Raw genomic sequence first — 16,639 nt, 5'->3', positions numbered from 1 at the left:
TGCCATCGAGTTGCTCCGCGATCGGGTGCCGATCACTTGAGGGGTCCGCGCATTGGGCTCACCGGCGCCAGTGTCGGCCTCATATACGGATACGACCTGTCCATCATCGCCGGCGCGCAGCTGTTCGTCACCGAGGATTTCGGGCTCACCACGTCCCAGCAAGAACTGCTGACGACGATGGCGGTGATCGGGCAGATCGCCGGAGCGCTCGGTGCCGGCGTGCTCGCCAATGCGATCGGTCGAAAAAAATCCGTCGCGCTGATCCTCGTCGCTTATGCGGCATTCGCGCTGCTGGGCGCATTCTCGGTCGCGCTGCCGATGCTGCTGTCGGCACGACTGCTGCTGGGCCTGACCATCGGTGTGATGGTGGTGGTCGTGCCGGTATACATAGCGGAATCGGCTCCCGCGGCGGTGCGCGGCGCGCTGCTGACGACCTATCAGCTGGCGATCGTCAGCGGCCTGATCGTCGGGTACCTCGTCGGTTACCTGTTGGCCGGCGCCCACAGCTGGCGCTGGATGCTGGGGCTGGCCGCTGTGCCGGTGATGCTGTTGCTGCCGTTGGTGATTCGGCTGCCCGACACGGCCCGGTGGTACCTGCTCAAAGGCCGGGTCGACGATGCGCGGCGCGCGCTGCTGCGGGTGGAGCCCGCCGCGAACGCCGACGAAGAGCTGGCCGAGATCGGCCGCGCGGTAAGCGAAGGCAGTGGCGGCATCTCCGAGATGCTACGACCGCCGTACCTGCGGGCCACCATGTTCGTGATCACGCTCGGCTTTCTGCTGCAGATCACCGGCATCAACGCGATCATCTACTACAGCCCCCGAATATTCGAAGCCATCGGATTCAGCGGCAACTTCGCGCTGCTGGGCCTGCCGGCACTGGTCCAGGTCGCCGGTTTGGCAGCGGTGGGCGCCGCGTTGACGCTCGTGGACCGAGTGGGTAGGCGCCCAATCCTGTTGTGCGGCATCGCCATGATGATCCTCGCCGACATCATCCTGACGGTCGTGTTCGCCAGGGGCCTCGGCGGCGCGATTCTCGGGTTCGCCGGCATCCTGTTGTTCATCGTCGGTTACACCCTGGGTTTCGGCTCCCTGGGCTGGGTGTACGCGAGCGAGAGTTTCCCCACGCGGCTGCGGTCGATCGGGTCGAGCGCGATGCTGACCTCCAACTTGGTTGCCAACGCGATCGTCGCGGCGGCTTTCCTGACCCTGCTGCATTCCCTGGGCGGCGCGGGCACTTTCGCCGTGTTCGGGGCCTTGGCCGTCGTCGCGTTCGGCTTCGTCTACCGGTATGCGCCGGAGACCAAGGGGCGCCAGCTCGAGGAGATCCGGCACTTCTGGGAAAACGGTGGCCGCTGGGAAGACCCGTGCCCCTGATCCGCGCCGGCGCGGTCGTCCTGGACGGGCAGGTCCGCCGGCCGGGATGGCTACAGATCGCCGGCCACCAGGTTCTCGCCTGTGGGGCCGGCACACCACCCGGGCAGCCCGATCGGGATTTCCCGGATTGCCTTGTGGTGCCAGGCTTTATCGACATCCATGTGCATGGCGGCGGCGGCGCCTCTTACCTGGAGGCCGAGCGCATCGCCGAAGCCGCGGAGTTTCACCGGCGACACGGCACCACCACGACACTGGCCAGTCTGGTCACCGCCTCGCCCGACAACCTGATCGGGGGGGTACGTGCGCTGGCCGACGCCACCCGGTCCGGAACGGTCGCGGGCATCCACCTGGAGGGGCCATGGCTATCCGCCGCACGGTGCGGAGCGCACGATCCTGCCCACATGCGCGATCCCGAGCCCGGCGAGATCGACGACGTCCTGACCGCCGGCGAGGGCGCGATCCGGATGGTCACGCTGGCACCGGAACGACCCGGCAGCAGCGAGGCGATCCGGCGATTTCTGGAAGCGGGTGTTGTTGTCGCCGTGGGACATACCAATGCGACCTATGAGCGAACCCGACAGGCGATCGCCCTGGGCGCGACGGTCGCCACGCATCTGTTCAATGCAATGCCGCCCCTACACCATCGCGAGCCCGGACCGGTACTGGCGCTGCTGGAGCACGCCGACGTGACCGTCGAGCTGATCCCCGACGGCGTGCACGTGCACCCCGCCGCGGTGGCTGCGGTTGTCCGGGCGGCCGGGCCCGACCGGGTCGCCGTCGTGACCGACGCCATCGCCGCGGCGGGATGTGAGGACGGAGCGTATCGGCTTGGCGCGGTACCGATCGACGTGCAGTCCGGCGTGGCCCGGGTGCACGCGACGTCGACGATCGCCGGCAGCACCGCCACGATGGATCAGCTGTTCCGCACGGTCTCGCGGCTCGGCCAGGACGCCGATGCCGCGCTGGCCGCCGCGGTACAGATGACGTCGACGACGCCGGCGCGCGCGCTGGGCCTCGAGCGGGTGGGTGCACTGCAGGCCGGCTACGACGCCGATCTTGTTGTGCTGGATCGCGATTTGCGAGTCACAGCCGTCATGGCCCACGGCGCCTGGCGCTAACGCAGCCGGCGAATCAGCCTGGAAAAGGTCAGCGCTCCAACGGCTCCCATGACCATCGCGGTCAGCGTCTGACGCGTGCTGATGCCCTCGTCCAGCAGGATCCGCGGGGCGATGATCGCGGGTGCCGGAGGCGGGGCGTACTTGCTGCGCGGATCATTGGAAAGCGTGGCCGCCCAGGCGGTGGCGAAGAGCACCAGATACCCCGTGATGTAGGCGAACACCATCAGGCCCAGCACCGGCCCGAAGGTCGCACCCGCCGGACTGCGCAACACGACCCGCAGGTAGATCGAGGCCACCTGTTTGAACAACTCGAAGCCGATCGCCGCGAGCAAGCCGGCCCGCGCCGAGCCGGCCAGGCTGACCTTGTGTCGCGGCAGCCGGCCGATCATCCAGGTGAACAACATCCACGACACCAGCAGCGACACCAATATCGACAGGCCCCTGAAGATCTCGCCGAAGACCGAGAAAACGGGCACGCCTGCCCATTTCAGTACCGCGCGCATCGGTGCCGCGTGCCCGAGCGCGGTGAGCGCGAGGGTGGCGAGGATGACCACGAAGGTCCCCAGCATCGCGACCAGATCGGACAACTTTCCGCGCACGAAGCCAGCAGACTTCAGCGGTTCGTCCCACCACATCTCGGTCACCGCCGCGCGCATGTGGGACATCCAGCCAAGGCCGGCCCACGCCGAGGCACCCAGACCGATGACACCGACCGACGTGCGCGCGTCGATCGCCGAATTCATCAAGTCCACCAGCTGCTGCCCGAGCGCGCCCGAGACCGCGTCGCGGATGTGGTCGTCGATGCTGACGAGCAGCTTTGGATCCTGGGCCAGCATGAAACCGACGACCGCGAAACTGACCATCAGCAAAGGAAATAGCGCGAAGATCGTGTAGTACGTGAGACCGGCGGCCAAGAAGCCGCCATTGCGCTCGTCGAAATGTTTGTAGGCGCGGATCGCATGGTCGAGCCAGCCGAACCGGGCCCGCAACCGGTCGAGGATCCCCGGCTTGGCCGGTTCGTCCATGAACGCCCTACCTTCGTTGCGGGAGGAACCCCAGCCGATCGTAAACCCGCCGCACCGTTTTCCCGGCCACCTCATCGGCGCGCTCGGCCCCGGCCGCCAGCACGGCTTCCAGTTCGGCCAGATCCGCCGTCAATTCGTCGACCCGGGCCTTGATCGGGGCGACGAACTCGACGACGGCGTCGGCGGTCTGCTTCTTCAGATCGCCGTAGCCGCGCCCGGCGTAGCCGTCGACCAGCTTGTCGATGCCGACTCCGGTGACCGCCGATTGGATGGTCAGCAGGTTCGATACGCCGGGCTTGGCCTCGCTGTCGAAGCGGATCTCGCGCTCACTGTCGGTGACGGCCGAGCGAATCTTCTTGGCGGACAACGCCGGATCGTCGAGCAGGTTGATCAATCCGGTATCGGCGGCCGCCGACTTGCTCATCTTCGACGTCGGGTCCTGTAGGTCGTAGATCTTTGCGGTGGCCTTCGGAATGAGCATGTCGGGCACCACGAAGGTGTCCGGGAAGCGGCCGTTGAACCGCTCCGCGATGTCGCGCGCCAGCTCGAGGTGCTGCCGCTGGTCCTCACCCACCGGGACCAGATCGGTGTCGTAGGCCAGCACGTCGGCGGCCTGCAAGACCGGATAGGTGAACAGTCCGACGGTGGTGGAGTCACTGCCCTGGCGCTGCGACTTGTCCTTGAACTGCGTCATCCGCGAGGCCTGCCCGAAGCCGGTGAAGCAGCCCAGCACCCACGCCAGCTGGGTGTGGGCGGGCACGTGGCTCTGCACGAAGACGGTGCTGCGCGCGGGGTCGATGCCCAGCGCCAGGTACTGGGCCGCGGTGACCAGGGTCCGGCGTCGCAGCGCCTCGGGATCCTGCGCGACGGTGATCGCGTGCAGGTCGACCACGCAGAAGAAAGCGTCGTGGTCATCCTGCAGCGCGACCCACTGGGCGATCGCGCCCAGTGCGTTGCCGAGGTGAAGCGAATCAGACGTGGGCTGCACGCCGGAGAAAATCCGGCTGGGTCCGGTAGCGGTGCTCATGATGTCCCGATCTTTTCACGCGTGGTTTCCCGGCCGTGCCGTTGCTTGCGGTACCGGCGGTACCACCTTTAGTGTCGGCACTATGCGACGTCTGCTCGGCTCCTCACTCGTGAGCTCCGCTCAGTCGCCGTCGCCTTCGGCGGCGACTCGAGCGCCGATCCACCTGGGCTCTGGAGAGCCGGTGCTGCTGCTGCACCCGTTCCTGATGTCCCAGGCGGTATGGGAGCAGGTGGCCCGGCAGCTGGCCGATACCGGCCGTTACGAGGTATTCGCCCCCACGATGGCCGGCCACAACGGTGGACCGTCGGCGCGAACCTGGCTGCTGAGCTCGTCGGTGCTGGCCGATCACGTGGAACGCCAACTCGACGAACTGGGCTGGGAAACGGCCCACATCGTGGGCAACTCACTGGGCGGCTGGGTCGGCTACGAGCTCGAGCGCCGCGGTCGGGCGCGCAGCGTCACCGGCGTGGCCGCCGCCGGCGGATGGACGCGGTGGAGTCCGATCAAATTCGAGGTCATCGGCAAGTTCATGGCCGGAATGCCGATTTTGCTGCTGACCCGGCTGCTCGGCCAGCGGACGCTGCGCCTGCCGTATAGCCGCCTGCTGGCCACCCTGCCGCTGAGTGGATCGCCGGACGGCGTGAGCGAGCGCCAATTAAGCGCCATCGTCGACGACGCCGCGCACTGCCCTGCCTACTTCCAGCTGTTGATCAAATCGCTGTTACTGCCCGGATTGCTGGAGTTGGCGCACACCGCGGTCCCGGCGCATGTGGTGCTCTGCGAGAAGGATCGCGTGGTCCCGCCGCGCCGGTTCGGCCGGCATTTCACCGACTTCCTGCCCGAGGGTGCCAAGGTGACCACACTCGACGGCGTCGGTCACGTTCCGATGTTCGAGGCACCCGAACGGGTCACCGAAGTGATCGTGGACTTCCTCGATCAATGCACCCAGCCGGAGCGGGCCATCAATCCGCCGGCAAGCTAAGCGAGCGCCTTCGTCAAGTTCTCGGCGATCGAGCCGAGGAATTCCTCGCTCTGTTGCCACTGCTGGTCGGGACCGATCAGGATGGCGAGGTCCTTGGTCATTTTCCCGCTCTCGACGGTGGCGACGACGACGGCCTCCAGCTGCTGGGCGAATTCGATGACCTCGGGCGTCTTGTCCAGCTTGCCGCGGTGCGCCAGCCCCCGCGTCCAGGCGAAGATCGAGGCGATCGGGTTGGTCGAGGTCGGCTTGCCGGCCTGGTACTGCCGATAGTGCCGGGTGACGGTGCCGTGAGCGGCCTCGGCCTCGACGGTCTTGCCGTCGGCGGTCATCAACACCGAGGTCATCAGGCCCAGCGAGCCGTAGCCTTGCGCGACGGTGTCCGACTGGACGTCGCCGTCATAGTTCTTGCAGGCCCAGACGTAGCCGCCCTCCCACTTCAGGCACGCGGCGACCATGTCGTCGATCAGCCGGTGCTCGTACGTCAGACCCTCGGCTTCGAACTGCTCCTTGAACTCCTCGTCGTAGATGCGCTGGAATTCGTCTTTGAACATGCCGTCGTAGGCCTTGAGGATGGTGTTCTTGGTGGACAGGTACACCGGCCATTTGGCGTTCAGACCGTAGGAGAACGACGCCCGCGCGAAGTCGCGGATAGAGTCTTTGAAGTTGTACATCCCCATCACCACGCCGCCGTTCTCGGGGATCGACACCATCTCGTGCACGATCGGCTCGCTGCCATCCGACGGCGTGAAAGTTATTGCGACGCTGCCGGGCTTGTCGACCTTGAAGTTGGTCGACCGGTACTGGTCGCCGAATGCGTGACGGCCGATGACGATCGGCTTGGTCCAGCCCGGAACCAGCCGGGGCACATTCGATATCACAATGGGCTCACGGAAGATGGTGCCGCCCAGGATATTTCGGATCGTCCCATTCGGCGAGAGCCACATCTTCTTGAGGTTGAACTCGGCGACGCGTGCCTCGTCGGGGGTGATCGTCGCGCACTTGACGCCGACGCCGTGCTTCTTGATCGCATACGCCGCGTCGATCGTCACCTGGTCGTCGGTGCGGTCGCGGTGCTCGATGCCCAGGTCGTAGTAGTCCAAGTTGATGTCGAGGTGCGGAAGGATCAGCATGTCTTTGATCAGCTTCCAGATGACGCGGGTCATCTCGTCACCGTCGAGCTCGACGACAGGGCCTTTGACTTTGATCTTGGGTTCAGTGGACATTCGAGTCCGACCCTCCTTGCCGCGTCGTTGCGGCGTCAGCCTTGCGAAGCCGCTAGCGCTTCATTGAACGTCTTGCTCGGCCGCATCACTGCAGTCGTCTTCTCGGTGTCCGGCTGATAGTAGCCGCCGATGTCGACCGTCTCGCCCTGCACCTCGGCCATTTCGGCCACGATGGTGTCCTCGTTCTCGCTCAACGAATCGGCCAGTGCCGCAAAGTGCTTGCGCAGCTCTTCGTCGTCGGTCTGTGCACCGAGCTCCTGGGCCCAGTACAGCGCCAGATAGAACTGGCTGCCCCGGTTGTCGAGTTCACCGGTCTTGCGCGACGGCCCCTTGTTGTTGTCCAACAGCTTACCGATCGCGGCATCCAGCGTCTTGGCCAGTATCTTGGCGCGCTCGTTGTCGGTCTTGATCGCGAGGTCTTCGAAACACGCTCCGAGAGCAAGGAATTCACCGAGGGAATCCCAGCGCAGGTGATTCTCTTCGACGAGTTGGTGGACGTGCTTGGGCGCCGAACCGCCCGCTCCGGTTTCGTACATTCCACCGCCGGCCATCAACGGCACGATGGACAGCATCTTGGCGCTGGTGCCCAGCTCCAGGATCGGGAACAGGTCGGTGAGGTAGTCGCGCAGGATGTTTCCGGTCGCGGCGATGGTGTCCTGCCCGCGCATCGCGCGCTCGATCGTGTGCCGCATGGCGCGTTCCTGCGACATGATCGAGATGTCGAGGCCCTCGGTGTCGTGGTCGGCCAGGTAGGTGTTGACCTTCTTGCGCAATTCGTTCTCGTGCGGGCGCTCCTGGTCCAGCCAGAACACCACCGGCATGCCCGAGTTGCGCGCCCGGGTGACGGCCAGCTTGACCCAGTCGCGGATCGGCTCGTCCCGGACGATGGGCATGCGCCAGATGTCACCGGCTTCGACGTTTTGGGTCAGCAGCACATCCCCGGTGTCGAGGTCGACGATGTTGGCGACGCCGTCCTCGGGAATCTCGAACGTCTTGTCGTGCGAGCCGTACTCCTCGGCCTGCTGCGCCATCAGCCCGACGTTGGGGACGGTGCCCATCGTGGTCGGATCGAATTGCCCGTGGGTCTTACAGAAGTTGATGATCTCTTGGTAGATGCGGGCAAAGGTCGACTCCGGATTCACGGCCTTGGTGTCCTTCGGCCGCCCGTCGGCGCCGTACATCTTGCCGCCGGCACGGATCATCGCCGGCATGGACGCATCCACGATCACGTCGCTGGGCGAGTGAAAGTTGCTGATGCCCTTGGCCGAATCGACCATGGCCAGCTCGGGACGGTGTTCGTGGCAGGCATGCAGGTCACGGATGATCTCGTCGTGCTGCGTCGCGGGCAGCGACTCGATCTTGTTGTAGAGGTCGACCAATCCGTTGTTGACGTTGACGCCGAGTTCGTCGAACAGCGCCTGATGCTTGTCGAACGCGTCCTTGTAGAAGACCTTCACGGCGTGGCCGAAGACGATCGGATGGGAGACCTTCATCATCGTCGCCTTGACGTGCAGCGAGAACATCACGCCGGTCTTGTAGGCGTCGTCGATCTCCGCTTCGTAGAACTCGCAGAGCGCCTTCTTGCTCATGAACATGCTGTCGATGACGTCGCCGTCGCGCAGCGACACCGTGGGCTTGAGCACGATCTTCTCGCCGCTCGTGGTCTCCAGCTCCATCTTCACGCTGCGCCCGCGATCCAGCGTCAACGACTTCTCGCCGTGGTAGAAGTCGCCGTGCTTCATGGTCGCGACGTGGGTGCGCGACGCCTGAGACCACTCCCCCATGCTGTGGGGATGCTTGCGCGCGTACTCCTTGACGGCGTTGGGTGCGCGGCGGTCCGAGTTGCCTTGTCGCAGTACCGGGTTGACCGCACTGCCGAGACATTTCGCATAGCGCTCGCGAATTTCGAAGTCCTCGTCGGTCTTCGGACTCTGCGGATAGTCCGGAATTTTGAAGCCCTTGCCTTGCAGTTCCTTGACGGCAGCGACCAGTTGGGGCACCGACGCGCTGATGTTCGGCAGCTTGATGATGTTGGTGTCGGCCAGCTTCGTCAGCCGGCCCAGTTCCGCCAGGTTGTCCGGAACCCGCTGCTCCTCGGTCAGATCCTCGGGGAACTCGGCGAGGATCCGGGCGGCCACGGAAATATCACTGGTCTTGATCTCGATGCCCGCCGGCTCGGCGAACGCGCGCACGATGGGCAAGAACGCGTAGGTCGCCAGCAACGGCGCCTCGTCGGTCAGCGTGTAGATGACGGTCGGCTTCTCTGCGCTCACGGACGGTCCCTCTCCCGATCAGATTTTTGGGGGGCTCAGCGTTGTCGTTGCCACGTTATCAAGGGTGTTTGAGCAGGTGTCGACCTGCCATTGGCACGGAGTCGGCACAGTAAGATAGTCTTCGAATTGGTCATGAGCGCCAGCATCAAGCCCCGGCTTGCTGGCCGGCAACCCTCCAACCGCGGTGGGGTGCCCCGGGTGATGACCAGGTTGAGTAGCCATAGCACCGGCTATCCGGCAAGCGCGGGTCCGCCATGACGGGCCCCTGAGTAGACAGGGAAACGTAGGGTGAGCTCCGACAACAACGATTCCGAAACGGATCCGACCGCGCATTGGTCGTTCGAAACCAAGCAGGTTCACGCCGGTCAGCAGCCCGACCCGGCCACCAACGCGCGTGCCCTGCCGATCTACCAGACCACGTCGTACGTCTTTGACGACACCACCCACGCCGCGGCCCTGTTCGGGCTCGAGGTCCCGGGCAACATCTACACCCGCATCGGGAACCCGACCACCGATGTCGTCGAACAGCGGATCGCGGCGCTCGAGGGCGGCGTCGCCGCACTGTTCCTGAGCTCCGGACAGGCCGCTGAGACATTCGCCATATTGAACCTCGCGGGTGTCGGGGATCACATCGTGTCCAGCCCGCGCCTCTATGGCGGCACCTACAACCTGTTCCACTATTCGCTGGCCAAGCTCGGTATCGAGGTCAGCTTCGTCGAGGATCCCGACGATCTCGATTCGTGGCAGGCGGCCGTACGGCCCAACACCAAGGCCTTCTTCGCCGAGACGATCTCCAACCCGCAGATCGACATCCTGGACACCCCGGGAGTCGCCGGGGTGGCGCACGCCAACGGTGTTCCGCTGATCGTCGACAACACCATTGCCACGCCGTACCTGATCCAGCCGTTCACGCAGGGCGCCGACATCGTGGTGCACTCCGCCACCAAATACCTGGGCGGCCACGGCTCCGCGATCGCCGGGGTGATCGTCGACGGCGGCACCTTCGACTGGACGCAGGGCCGCTTCCCCGGGTTCACCACACCCGACCCGAGCTACCACGGCGTGGTGTTCGCCGAGCTGGGGCCGCCGGCGTTCGCGCTGAAGGCGCGCGTGCAATTGCTGCGCGACTTTGGTTCGGCGGCCTCGCCGTTCAATGCGTTCCTGGTAGCCCAGGGCCTGGAGACGCTGAGCCTGCGGATCGAGCGCCACGTCGCCAACGCGCAACGTGTCGCGGAATTCCTCGAGGGTCACGATGGCGTGCAGTCGGTCAATTACGCGGGACTGCCCAGCTCGCCGTGGTACGAGCTTGGAAAGAAGCTGGCGCCCAAGGGAACCGGTGCCGTACTGGCGTTCGAGCTGGCCGGTGGCGTCGAAGCCGGCAAGGCATTCGTGAACGCGCTGCAACTGCACAGCCACGTCGCCAACATCGGCGACGTGCGTTCGCTGGTGATTCACCCGGCGTCGACGACCCACGCTCAGCTCAGCCCGGCCGAGCAGCTGAGCACCGGCGTCACGCCGGGACTGGTGCGGCTGGCCGTCGGCATCGAGAACATCGACGACATCCTGGCCGACCTCGAGCTCGGGTTCGCCGCAGCTCGGAAATTCGGCACGTCCGCCGGCGCCAGTGGCGATCCGCAGGCCGTGGCAGCCTTCTGAGGGACTCTGGACATGACGATCTCCGACGTGCCCACGCAAACGCTGCCCGCCGAAGGCGAGGTCGGCTTGGTCGACATCGGCTCGCTGACCACCGAAAGCGGCGCGGTAATCGACAATGTCTGTATCGCCGTGCAGCGCTGGGGCGAGCTGTCGCCGACGCGCGACAACGTCGTGGTGGTACTGCACGCTCTCACCGGCGATTCCCACATCACCGGCCCGGCCGGCCCGGGGCATCCCACGCCCGGCTGGTGGGACGGAATCGCGGGGCCGGGGGCACCGATCGACACCAACCGCTGGTGCGCGGTGGCCACCAATGTGCTGGGCGGCTGCCGTGGCTCCACCGGGCCGAGTTCGCTTGCCCGAGACGGAAAGCCATGGGGCTCCCGGTTTCCGCTGATCACCGTGCGCGACCAGGTGGAGGCGGACATTGCCGCGCTGGACGCACTGGGCATCCATCAGGTCGCCGCCGTCGTCGGCGGATCCATGGGCGGCGCACGGGCTTTGGAATGGATGGTCGGACACCCCGAGCGGGTTCGGGCCGGACTACTGCTGGCCGTCGGGGCGCGTGCCACCGCCGACCAGATCGGCACCCAGACCACCCAGATCGCGGCCATCAAGGCCGACCCGAATTGGCAGGGCGGCGACTACCACGACACCGGGCGCACCCCGGAGGCCGGACTGGCCATCGCCCGCCGCTTCGCGCATCTGACCTACCGTGGCGAGCTCGAGCTCGACAACAGGTTCGCCAACGACAGCCAGAGCGACGAGGACCCGTCCGACGGCGGGCGGTACGCGGTGCAGAGCTACCTGGAACACCAGGGCGACAAGATCGTGGCCCGTTTTGACGCCGGCAGTTACGTGATCCTGACCGAGACGCTGAACAGCCACGACGTCGGCCGCGGCCGCGGCGGGGTGGACAAGGCGTTGCGCAGGTGCCCGGTGCCGGCGGTGGTCGGGGGCATCGACTCCGACCGGCTTTATCCGCTCCGTTTGCAGCGGGAGCTGGCCGAGTTACTGCCGGGCTGCACTGGGCTGGCGGTTGTCGAATCCATCTGCGGGCATGACGGCTTTCTGGTGGAGACCGAGGCGGTGGGCGAATTGATCCGCGCGACATTGGATTTGGCCGCGAACGAAGGTGCGTGTCGACAGTGACCCGCTCTCAGCACGACCGCTCGCTGTCGTTCGGTTCGGCGGCCGCAGCCTATGAGCGTGGACGCCCCTCCTATCCGCCGGAGGCGATCGACTGGCTGTTGCCGAGAGGCGCCCGCAAGGTACTCGACCTCGGTGCGGGCACCGGCAAGCTGACCACCCGGCTGGTGGAACGTGGCCTCGACGTGGTGGCCGTGGACCCGATTCCGGACATGCTCGAAGTGCTGAGCGCATCGCTGCCGGAGACTCACGCGCTGCTGGGCACAGCCGAAGATATTCCGCTGGAAGACAACAGCGTTGACGCCGTGCTGGTTGCCCAGGCGTGGCACTGGGTGGATCCGGAACGAGCGATTCCCGAGGTGGCACGCGTGTTGCGGCCCGGCGGCCGGCTGGGCCTGGTGTGGAACACCCGCGACGAACGGCTCGGCTGGGTTCGGGAGCTCGGTCAGATCATCGGCAGCGATGGCGACGGCCGCCGGTTCGACGTGGCGCTGCCGCCACCGTTCGGCGAACGCCAGCGCCATCAAGTCGAGTGGACCAATTACCTGACGCCGCAAGCGTTGATCGATCTGGTCGCCTCGCGCAGCTACTGCATCACTTCGCCGGCCGACGTCCGCACGCAAACCCTCGACCAGGTGCGCGAGTTGCTGGCCACCCACCCGGCGCTGGCGAATTCGACCGGCCTGGCGATGCCCTACGTCACCGTGTGCATCCGGGCGGCGCTGGCCGGTTGACGCGCCGATGCGGCCTGCGACTCGAGGCCGTCGGGGGCAATCCGCGCTATCCGGGACTCGATATCGTAGGGCACGATGATGGCGGTCGCGTCCCGGATGCGGCTGACGGCGCGGGCCATCTTGTCCGCGGTCCGGTCGTGCAGCAATCGGCCCAGTAGCGGCGAATAGGTTCGGCGCGGCAACAACACCGTCACCTTGCTGTCGGGGTGATCAGTAAGCACCCGGCAGACCAATTCGTGTGCGGCCCGACTCAAGTGCCGATCCGGGCAGTTGATCAGCCACATCGGTGTGTCGTGTTCATAGCGGTCCCAGCGCTCCCGCAGCCGCGTCGCATGATCGATGTCGATCACGAAATGCACGGCCGTGAGCTCGTCGGCATGCAGGCCGTATCCAAGCCGCAACGCCTCGACCTCGGCGAGGTCGACCGAATCGACGAACACCAGGACCTGAAGTCGCGGATGCCGATCAATGTCGATGTCTGCCCCATGCGACATCTCCAGGACGGAAGCCTCGGCACGGTACTTCTTGTTGAGCCGCATCAAGGCGAACACCAGCAGCGGGAAGACGACGACGACCAGCCAGGCCCCTTCGGTGAACTTGGCGACCGCGAAGATTCCCACCACGACCGTCGACAAGATGCCCGCCGACACGTTCACGACGAACTTGGACCGCCAGGCTCGTCCTCGTTGCGTCAGATGGTATTTGGCCATGCCGTAGCCGGCCATCGAGAATCCGGTGAACACCCCGATCGCGAAGAATGGCACCAGGTGGCTCACCTTGGCTTCGGTGATGACGAGGAGCGTCAGAGCCAGCCCCGCAAGGACCAGGATGCCGTTGGAGAAGACCAGCCGATGACCCCGCTTGGTAAGCGGGCGGGGCAGGAAACGGTCCTCGGCAACAAAACTGGCCAAGGCGGGAAAGCCATTGAAACTGGTGTTGCAACCCGTGAACAAGATCGCCGCGGTAGACGCCTGCACCAGCAGGTACAGGATGTGGCCGATCACCCCGTTGCCGAACACCGCGTGGGCGATCTCGGACAACATTGACGGATATTCGTCGAGGTAAGGCACCGCGTGCGTGACATGCGCCAGCCAGGCGACTCCCGCCAGCAAGAAGCCGAGGATGCACGCCATCACGGTGATGATCCGGCGGGCGTTGACACCTTGGGGCTTCTGCAATGTGTCGACGCTGTTGGAAATCGCCTCGATGCCGGTCAACGAGGCGCCGCCGTTGGCGAACGCGCGCAACACAACCAGGACTGTCGCTCCCATCACCAGCCCACCACCGTGGTGAACCGGCACTGCACCCGCGATGTGATGAGGATCGTATTTCGGTAATCCCCAGATGATTTCACGAACGAAGCCGGTCAGGATCGTCACGATGATCATCGCGACGAAGGCGTAGGTGGTGATCGCAAATGCCCGGCCGGAGCGTCGCAAACCACGCAGGTTGACAATACAGATGAGGACCACCGCGGCCAGCGTGATTTCCAGGTGGTAGGGGCGTAGGACGGGAACCGCCGAGACGACCGCCACGGTCGCGGCCGCAGGTTGCACGGCCACCGTGACCACGTAGTCGATCAGCAGCGCTGCCGCGGCGACCTGGGCAACCCGGGGACCGAAGTTTTCCCGCGCGACCGTGTACGCACCCCCCGATCGCGCGTAGGTCATGACGACCTGGCGGTACGACGCGGACACCAACGCCAGAATCACCAGAATCACACCGGTGATCGGAAGCAGCAACGCGAATGCGGCCATCCCGGCTGCGGGAAGCAGTTCGATCATGATCTGTTCAGGACCATAGGCGGTCGAAGAGATCGCGTCAGGGGAAAGTGCCCCGAGCGCAACATGATTGGACAACCGTTCGGCATCTAACTGATCCGTGGTCAAGGGTTCACCGAGGAAGATTCGCTTACACCTATCGGAGAACGACAGTGGAATCGCCGCAGTCGACGTCGTCACAACGCATCCCTTCTTCGGGGCTTTCAACGAAATAGCTTGAGATGTGTCTATGCTGCTACCCGGCGCGAGTCACTTCCGCGATCCGCGACTCGATGTCGTAGGGCACGATCTGGGCAGTCGCCCCCGGAATGCGGCTGACCGCACGGGCGATCTTGTCCGCGGTGCGATCATGCAACAGCCGCCCTACCCACGCTGAATAGGTCCGGCGCGGCAACAGCACAGTCACCTTGGTATCTGGGTGGTATTCAAGCACCGACAACACCAATTTATGTGCGGCCCTGGCCAAGTGACGGTCTTGACAGTCGACCAGACGCAGCGCTGTGTGGTGTTCGAACCGCTCCCAACGCATCCGGAGCCGCTCAGCGCTCGCGGCATCGAGCATGAAGTGCACCGCCGTCAACTCGTCGGCATGCAGTCCGTTCGCATACCGCAGCGCCTCGATTTCGGCGAGATCGACGGAGTCGACGAAAACCATGACGCGATGTCGGGTGTATCGAGACAGCACGGGGCTTTCCGTGTGCGACATCTCCAGAACGGAGGCCTCGGCGCGGTATTTCTGGTTGAGCCTCATCAACGCGAACACCAGGAGGGGAAAGACCACGACGATAAGCCAAGCCCCCTCGGTGAACTTAGCCACCGCGAAGATTCCCACCACGACCGTCGACAAGATCCCCGCCGACAGATTGACCATCAGCTTGCGCCGCCACCCGGGGCCGCGCTTGGTCAGGTAGTGCTTGGTCATGCCGTAGCCGGCCATTGAGAATCCGGTGAAGACGCCGATCGCGTAGAACGGCACCAGAGCGTCGACCGAGCCGCCGGTGACGACGAGCAGCGCCACCGCCAGTGCGGTAAGGGTGATGATTCCGTTGGAAAACACCAGTCGGTGACCGCGTTTCATAAGCGGACGCGGCATAAACCGATCCTCGGCAACGAAACTCGCCAAAGCGGGAAACCCGTTGAAACTGGTATTACCACCGGTGTAGAGAATCGCCGCAGTCGATGCCTGCAACAAGAAGTACAGAACATGCCCGATCATGCCGTCTCCGAAGACCGCCGATGCGATTTCGGAAAGCATCGACGGATAGCCGTCGACGTACGGCGCGGCATGTGTCACGTGCGTCAGCCATGCCACTCCCGCCAGCAAGAACCCGAGAATGCAGGCCATTACCGTCATCACCCGGCGGGCATTGATGCCTTCGGGTTTGCGCAGGCTGTTGACCGTGTTGGAGATGGCCTCCACGCCGGTCAGGGACGAGCCGCCGTTTGCGAACGCGCGCAACACGATCAGCACCGTCGCCCCCATCACCAACCCGCTGCCCTGGTGCACCGGCACCACGCCGGCCATATGTTGCGGATCGTAGATCGGCAGGTTGCCCAGGAATTCGCGAACAGCCCCCACGACGATCGTCAGCGACACCATGCCCGCGAAGGCGTAGGTGGGCACGGCGAATCGAACGCCGGCTTCGCGTAATCCACGCAAGTTCGCGAAGCACATCAACAGCACGACGCCGACCGTGATCTCCAGGCTGAAGGGCCCCAGCGCCGGTAACGCCGAGACGACGGCGACTGTCCCGGCAGCGCATTGCACTGCGACGGTGACGACGTAGTCGATCAGCAGCGCGGCCGCGGCGACCTGAGCCACCCGCGGGCCAAAGTTTTCCCGCGCGACCACGTACGATCCGCCCGACCGCGTATAAACCATGACTACCTGGCGATACGATGCGGACACCAACACCAGGATCAACAAGATGACGCCGGTGATCGGAAGCAACAACGCAAACGCGGCCATGCCGGCCGCCGGCAACAGCTCGATCATGATCTGTTCGGAACCGTAAGCGGTCGAGGAAATCGCATCCGGCGAAAGGACACCCAGTGCAACCGGATTCGACAATCTCTCGTGCTGCAGCTGGTCGTTGATTAACGGCTTTCCGAGGAAGCTGCGTTTGCACACGTCAGAGAATGACGACCACGCTCTCTGTTCGTCAGCCAAAGGTGTTGCCACAGGCCATATTCCTTACCCCCGATGCTTGAATACCGGCGAAAGCCTAGCGCCTCCAACATGCCGTGTCTCGTCCCCGATGAGCGTCATGGAACGGGAAAGTCCGTAAAGACACAGA

10 protein-coding genes, 2 pseudogenes and 1 riboswitch are annotated in these 16,639 nt (G+C 65.0%); of the genes and pseudogenes, 6 read left to right on the top strand and 6 right to left on the bottom strand.

Annotated features, from left to right (window positions below; translation table 11 throughout):
• The first annotated feature begins 36 nt into the window (after positions 1-36).
• Together OK015_RS07365 and nagA are read left to right on the top strand one after the other, a co-directional pair.
• Positions 37-1,374: a sugar porter family MFS transporter gene (locus OK015_RS07365; RefSeq protein ID WP_268130354.1), complete on the top strand. Its 1,338-nt coding sequence runs from the start codon at positions 37-39 to the stop codon at positions 1,372-1,374.
• Entirely contained in the window at positions 1,365-2,492 is a 1,128-nt protein-coding gene (gene nagA / locus OK015_RS07360) for an N-acetylglucosamine-6-phosphate deacetylase (protein ID WP_268130352.1), read from the top strand. Before OK015_RS07365 ends, nagA begins: the two co-directional genes overlap by 10 nt.
• Here nagA and yhjD read toward each other — a convergent pair.
• Positions 2,489-3,517 (bottom strand): inner membrane protein YhjD, encoded by a 1,029-nt coding sequence (gene yhjD / locus OK015_RS07355; RefSeq protein ID WP_268130350.1) that lies wholly within the window; start codon positions 3,515-3,517, stop codon positions 2,489-2,491. The genes nagA and yhjD overlap by 4 nt on opposite strands.
• A gap of 7 nt (positions 3,518-3,524) precedes the next feature.
• Positions 3,525-4,544: a tryptophan--tRNA ligase gene (gene trpS, locus OK015_RS07350; protein WP_268130348.1), complete on the bottom strand. Its 1,020-nt coding sequence runs from the start codon at positions 4,542-4,544 to the stop codon at positions 3,525-3,527.
• Positions 4,545-4,728: 184 nt separating this feature from the next.
• Between trpS and OK015_RS07345 the strand changes: the two genes are divergently transcribed.
• A complete protein-coding gene (locus tag OK015_RS07345) occupies positions 4,729-5,526 on the top strand; it encodes an alpha/beta fold hydrolase (protein WP_268132509.1) in 798 nt (265 codons plus the stop codon).
• On the opposite strand, the gene OK015_RS07340 is transcribed toward OK015_RS07345, so the two are convergent.
• On the bottom strand, positions 5,523-6,749 hold the full coding sequence (locus tag OK015_RS07340) for an NADP-dependent isocitrate dehydrogenase (RefSeq protein ID WP_268130347.1): 1,227 nt from the start codon (positions 6,747-6,749) through the stop codon (positions 5,523-5,525). The genes OK015_RS07345 and OK015_RS07340 overlap by 4 nt on opposite strands.
• Positions 6,750-6,784: 35 nt before the next feature.
• Complete coding sequence (locus OK015_RS07335; RefSeq protein ID WP_268130345.1) at positions 6,785-9,022, bottom strand: NADP-dependent isocitrate dehydrogenase; 2,238 nt, start codon at positions 9,020-9,022, stop codon at positions 6,785-6,787.
• Positions 9,023-9,150: 128 nt separating this feature from the next.
• Positions 9,151-9,272, top strand: a riboswitch (SAM riboswitch).
• A 38-nt stretch (positions 9,273-9,310) separates the two neighbouring features.
• Between OK015_RS07335 and OK015_RS07330 the strand changes: the two genes are divergently transcribed.
• The 3 genes from OK015_RS07330 to OK015_RS07320 are packed head-to-tail and all read left to right on the top strand — an operon-like array spanning position 9,311 to position 12,561.
• Entirely contained in the window at positions 9,311-10,678 is a 1,368-nt protein-coding gene (locus tag OK015_RS07330) for a bifunctional o-acetylhomoserine/o-acetylserine sulfhydrylase (RefSeq protein WP_268130343.1), read from the top strand.
• 12 nt (positions 10,679-10,690) lie between these two features.
• A complete protein-coding gene (gene metX / locus OK015_RS07325) occupies positions 10,691-11,830 on the top strand; it encodes a homoserine O-acetyltransferase MetX (RefSeq protein WP_268130341.1) in 1,140 nt (379 codons plus the stop codon).
• Positions 11,827-12,561 carry a class I SAM-dependent methyltransferase gene (locus tag OK015_RS07320; RefSeq protein WP_268130339.1) on the top strand — a complete coding sequence of 245 codons (735 nt, stop codon included), beginning with the start codon at positions 11,827-11,829 and terminating at the stop codon, positions 12,559-12,561. Before metX ends, OK015_RS07320 begins: the two co-directional genes overlap by 4 nt.
• Before the next feature lie 8 nt (positions 12,562-12,569).
• On the opposite strand, the pseudogene OK015_RS07315 reads toward OK015_RS07320, so the two are convergent.
• Positions 12,570-14,522 (bottom strand): annotated as a pseudogene (locus OK015_RS07315) (APC family permease); the annotation flags it as partial.
• Between the two features lie 73 nt (positions 14,523-14,595).
• Positions 14,596-16,512 (bottom strand): annotated as a pseudogene (locus OK015_RS07310) (APC family permease); the annotation flags it as partial.
• Between the last annotated feature and the right edge of the window lie 127 nt (positions 16,513-16,639).

Origin of the sequence: Mycobacterium sp. Aquia_216 (genome assembly GCF_026723865.1) — a bacterium.
Classification (GTDB): Bacteria; Actinomycetota; Actinomycetes; order Mycobacteriales; family Mycobacteriaceae; genus Mycobacterium.
The sequence above is the reverse complement of the archived record's forward strand: the minus strand, read 5'-3'. Positions and strand labels throughout refer to the sequence as shown.

What these genes read in the sequence shown, in the direction of transcription:
- yhjD (WP_268130350.1), bottom strand. Translation starts at nt 3,517, where the DNA reads ATGGACGAACCGGCCAAGCCGGGGATCCTCGACCGGTTGCGGGCCCGG.
- trpS (WP_268130348.1), bottom strand. Translation starts at nt 4,544, where the DNA reads ATGAGCACCGCTACCGGACCCAGCCGGATTTTCTCCGGCGTGCAGCCC.
- OK015_RS07340 (WP_268130347.1), bottom strand. Translation starts at nt 6,749, where the DNA reads ATGTCCACTGAACCCAAGATCAAAGTCAAAGGCCCTGTCGTCGAGCTC.
- metX (WP_268130341.1), top strand. Translation starts at nt 10,691, where the DNA reads ATGACGATCTCCGACGTGCCCACGCAAACGCTGCCCGCCGAAGGCGAG.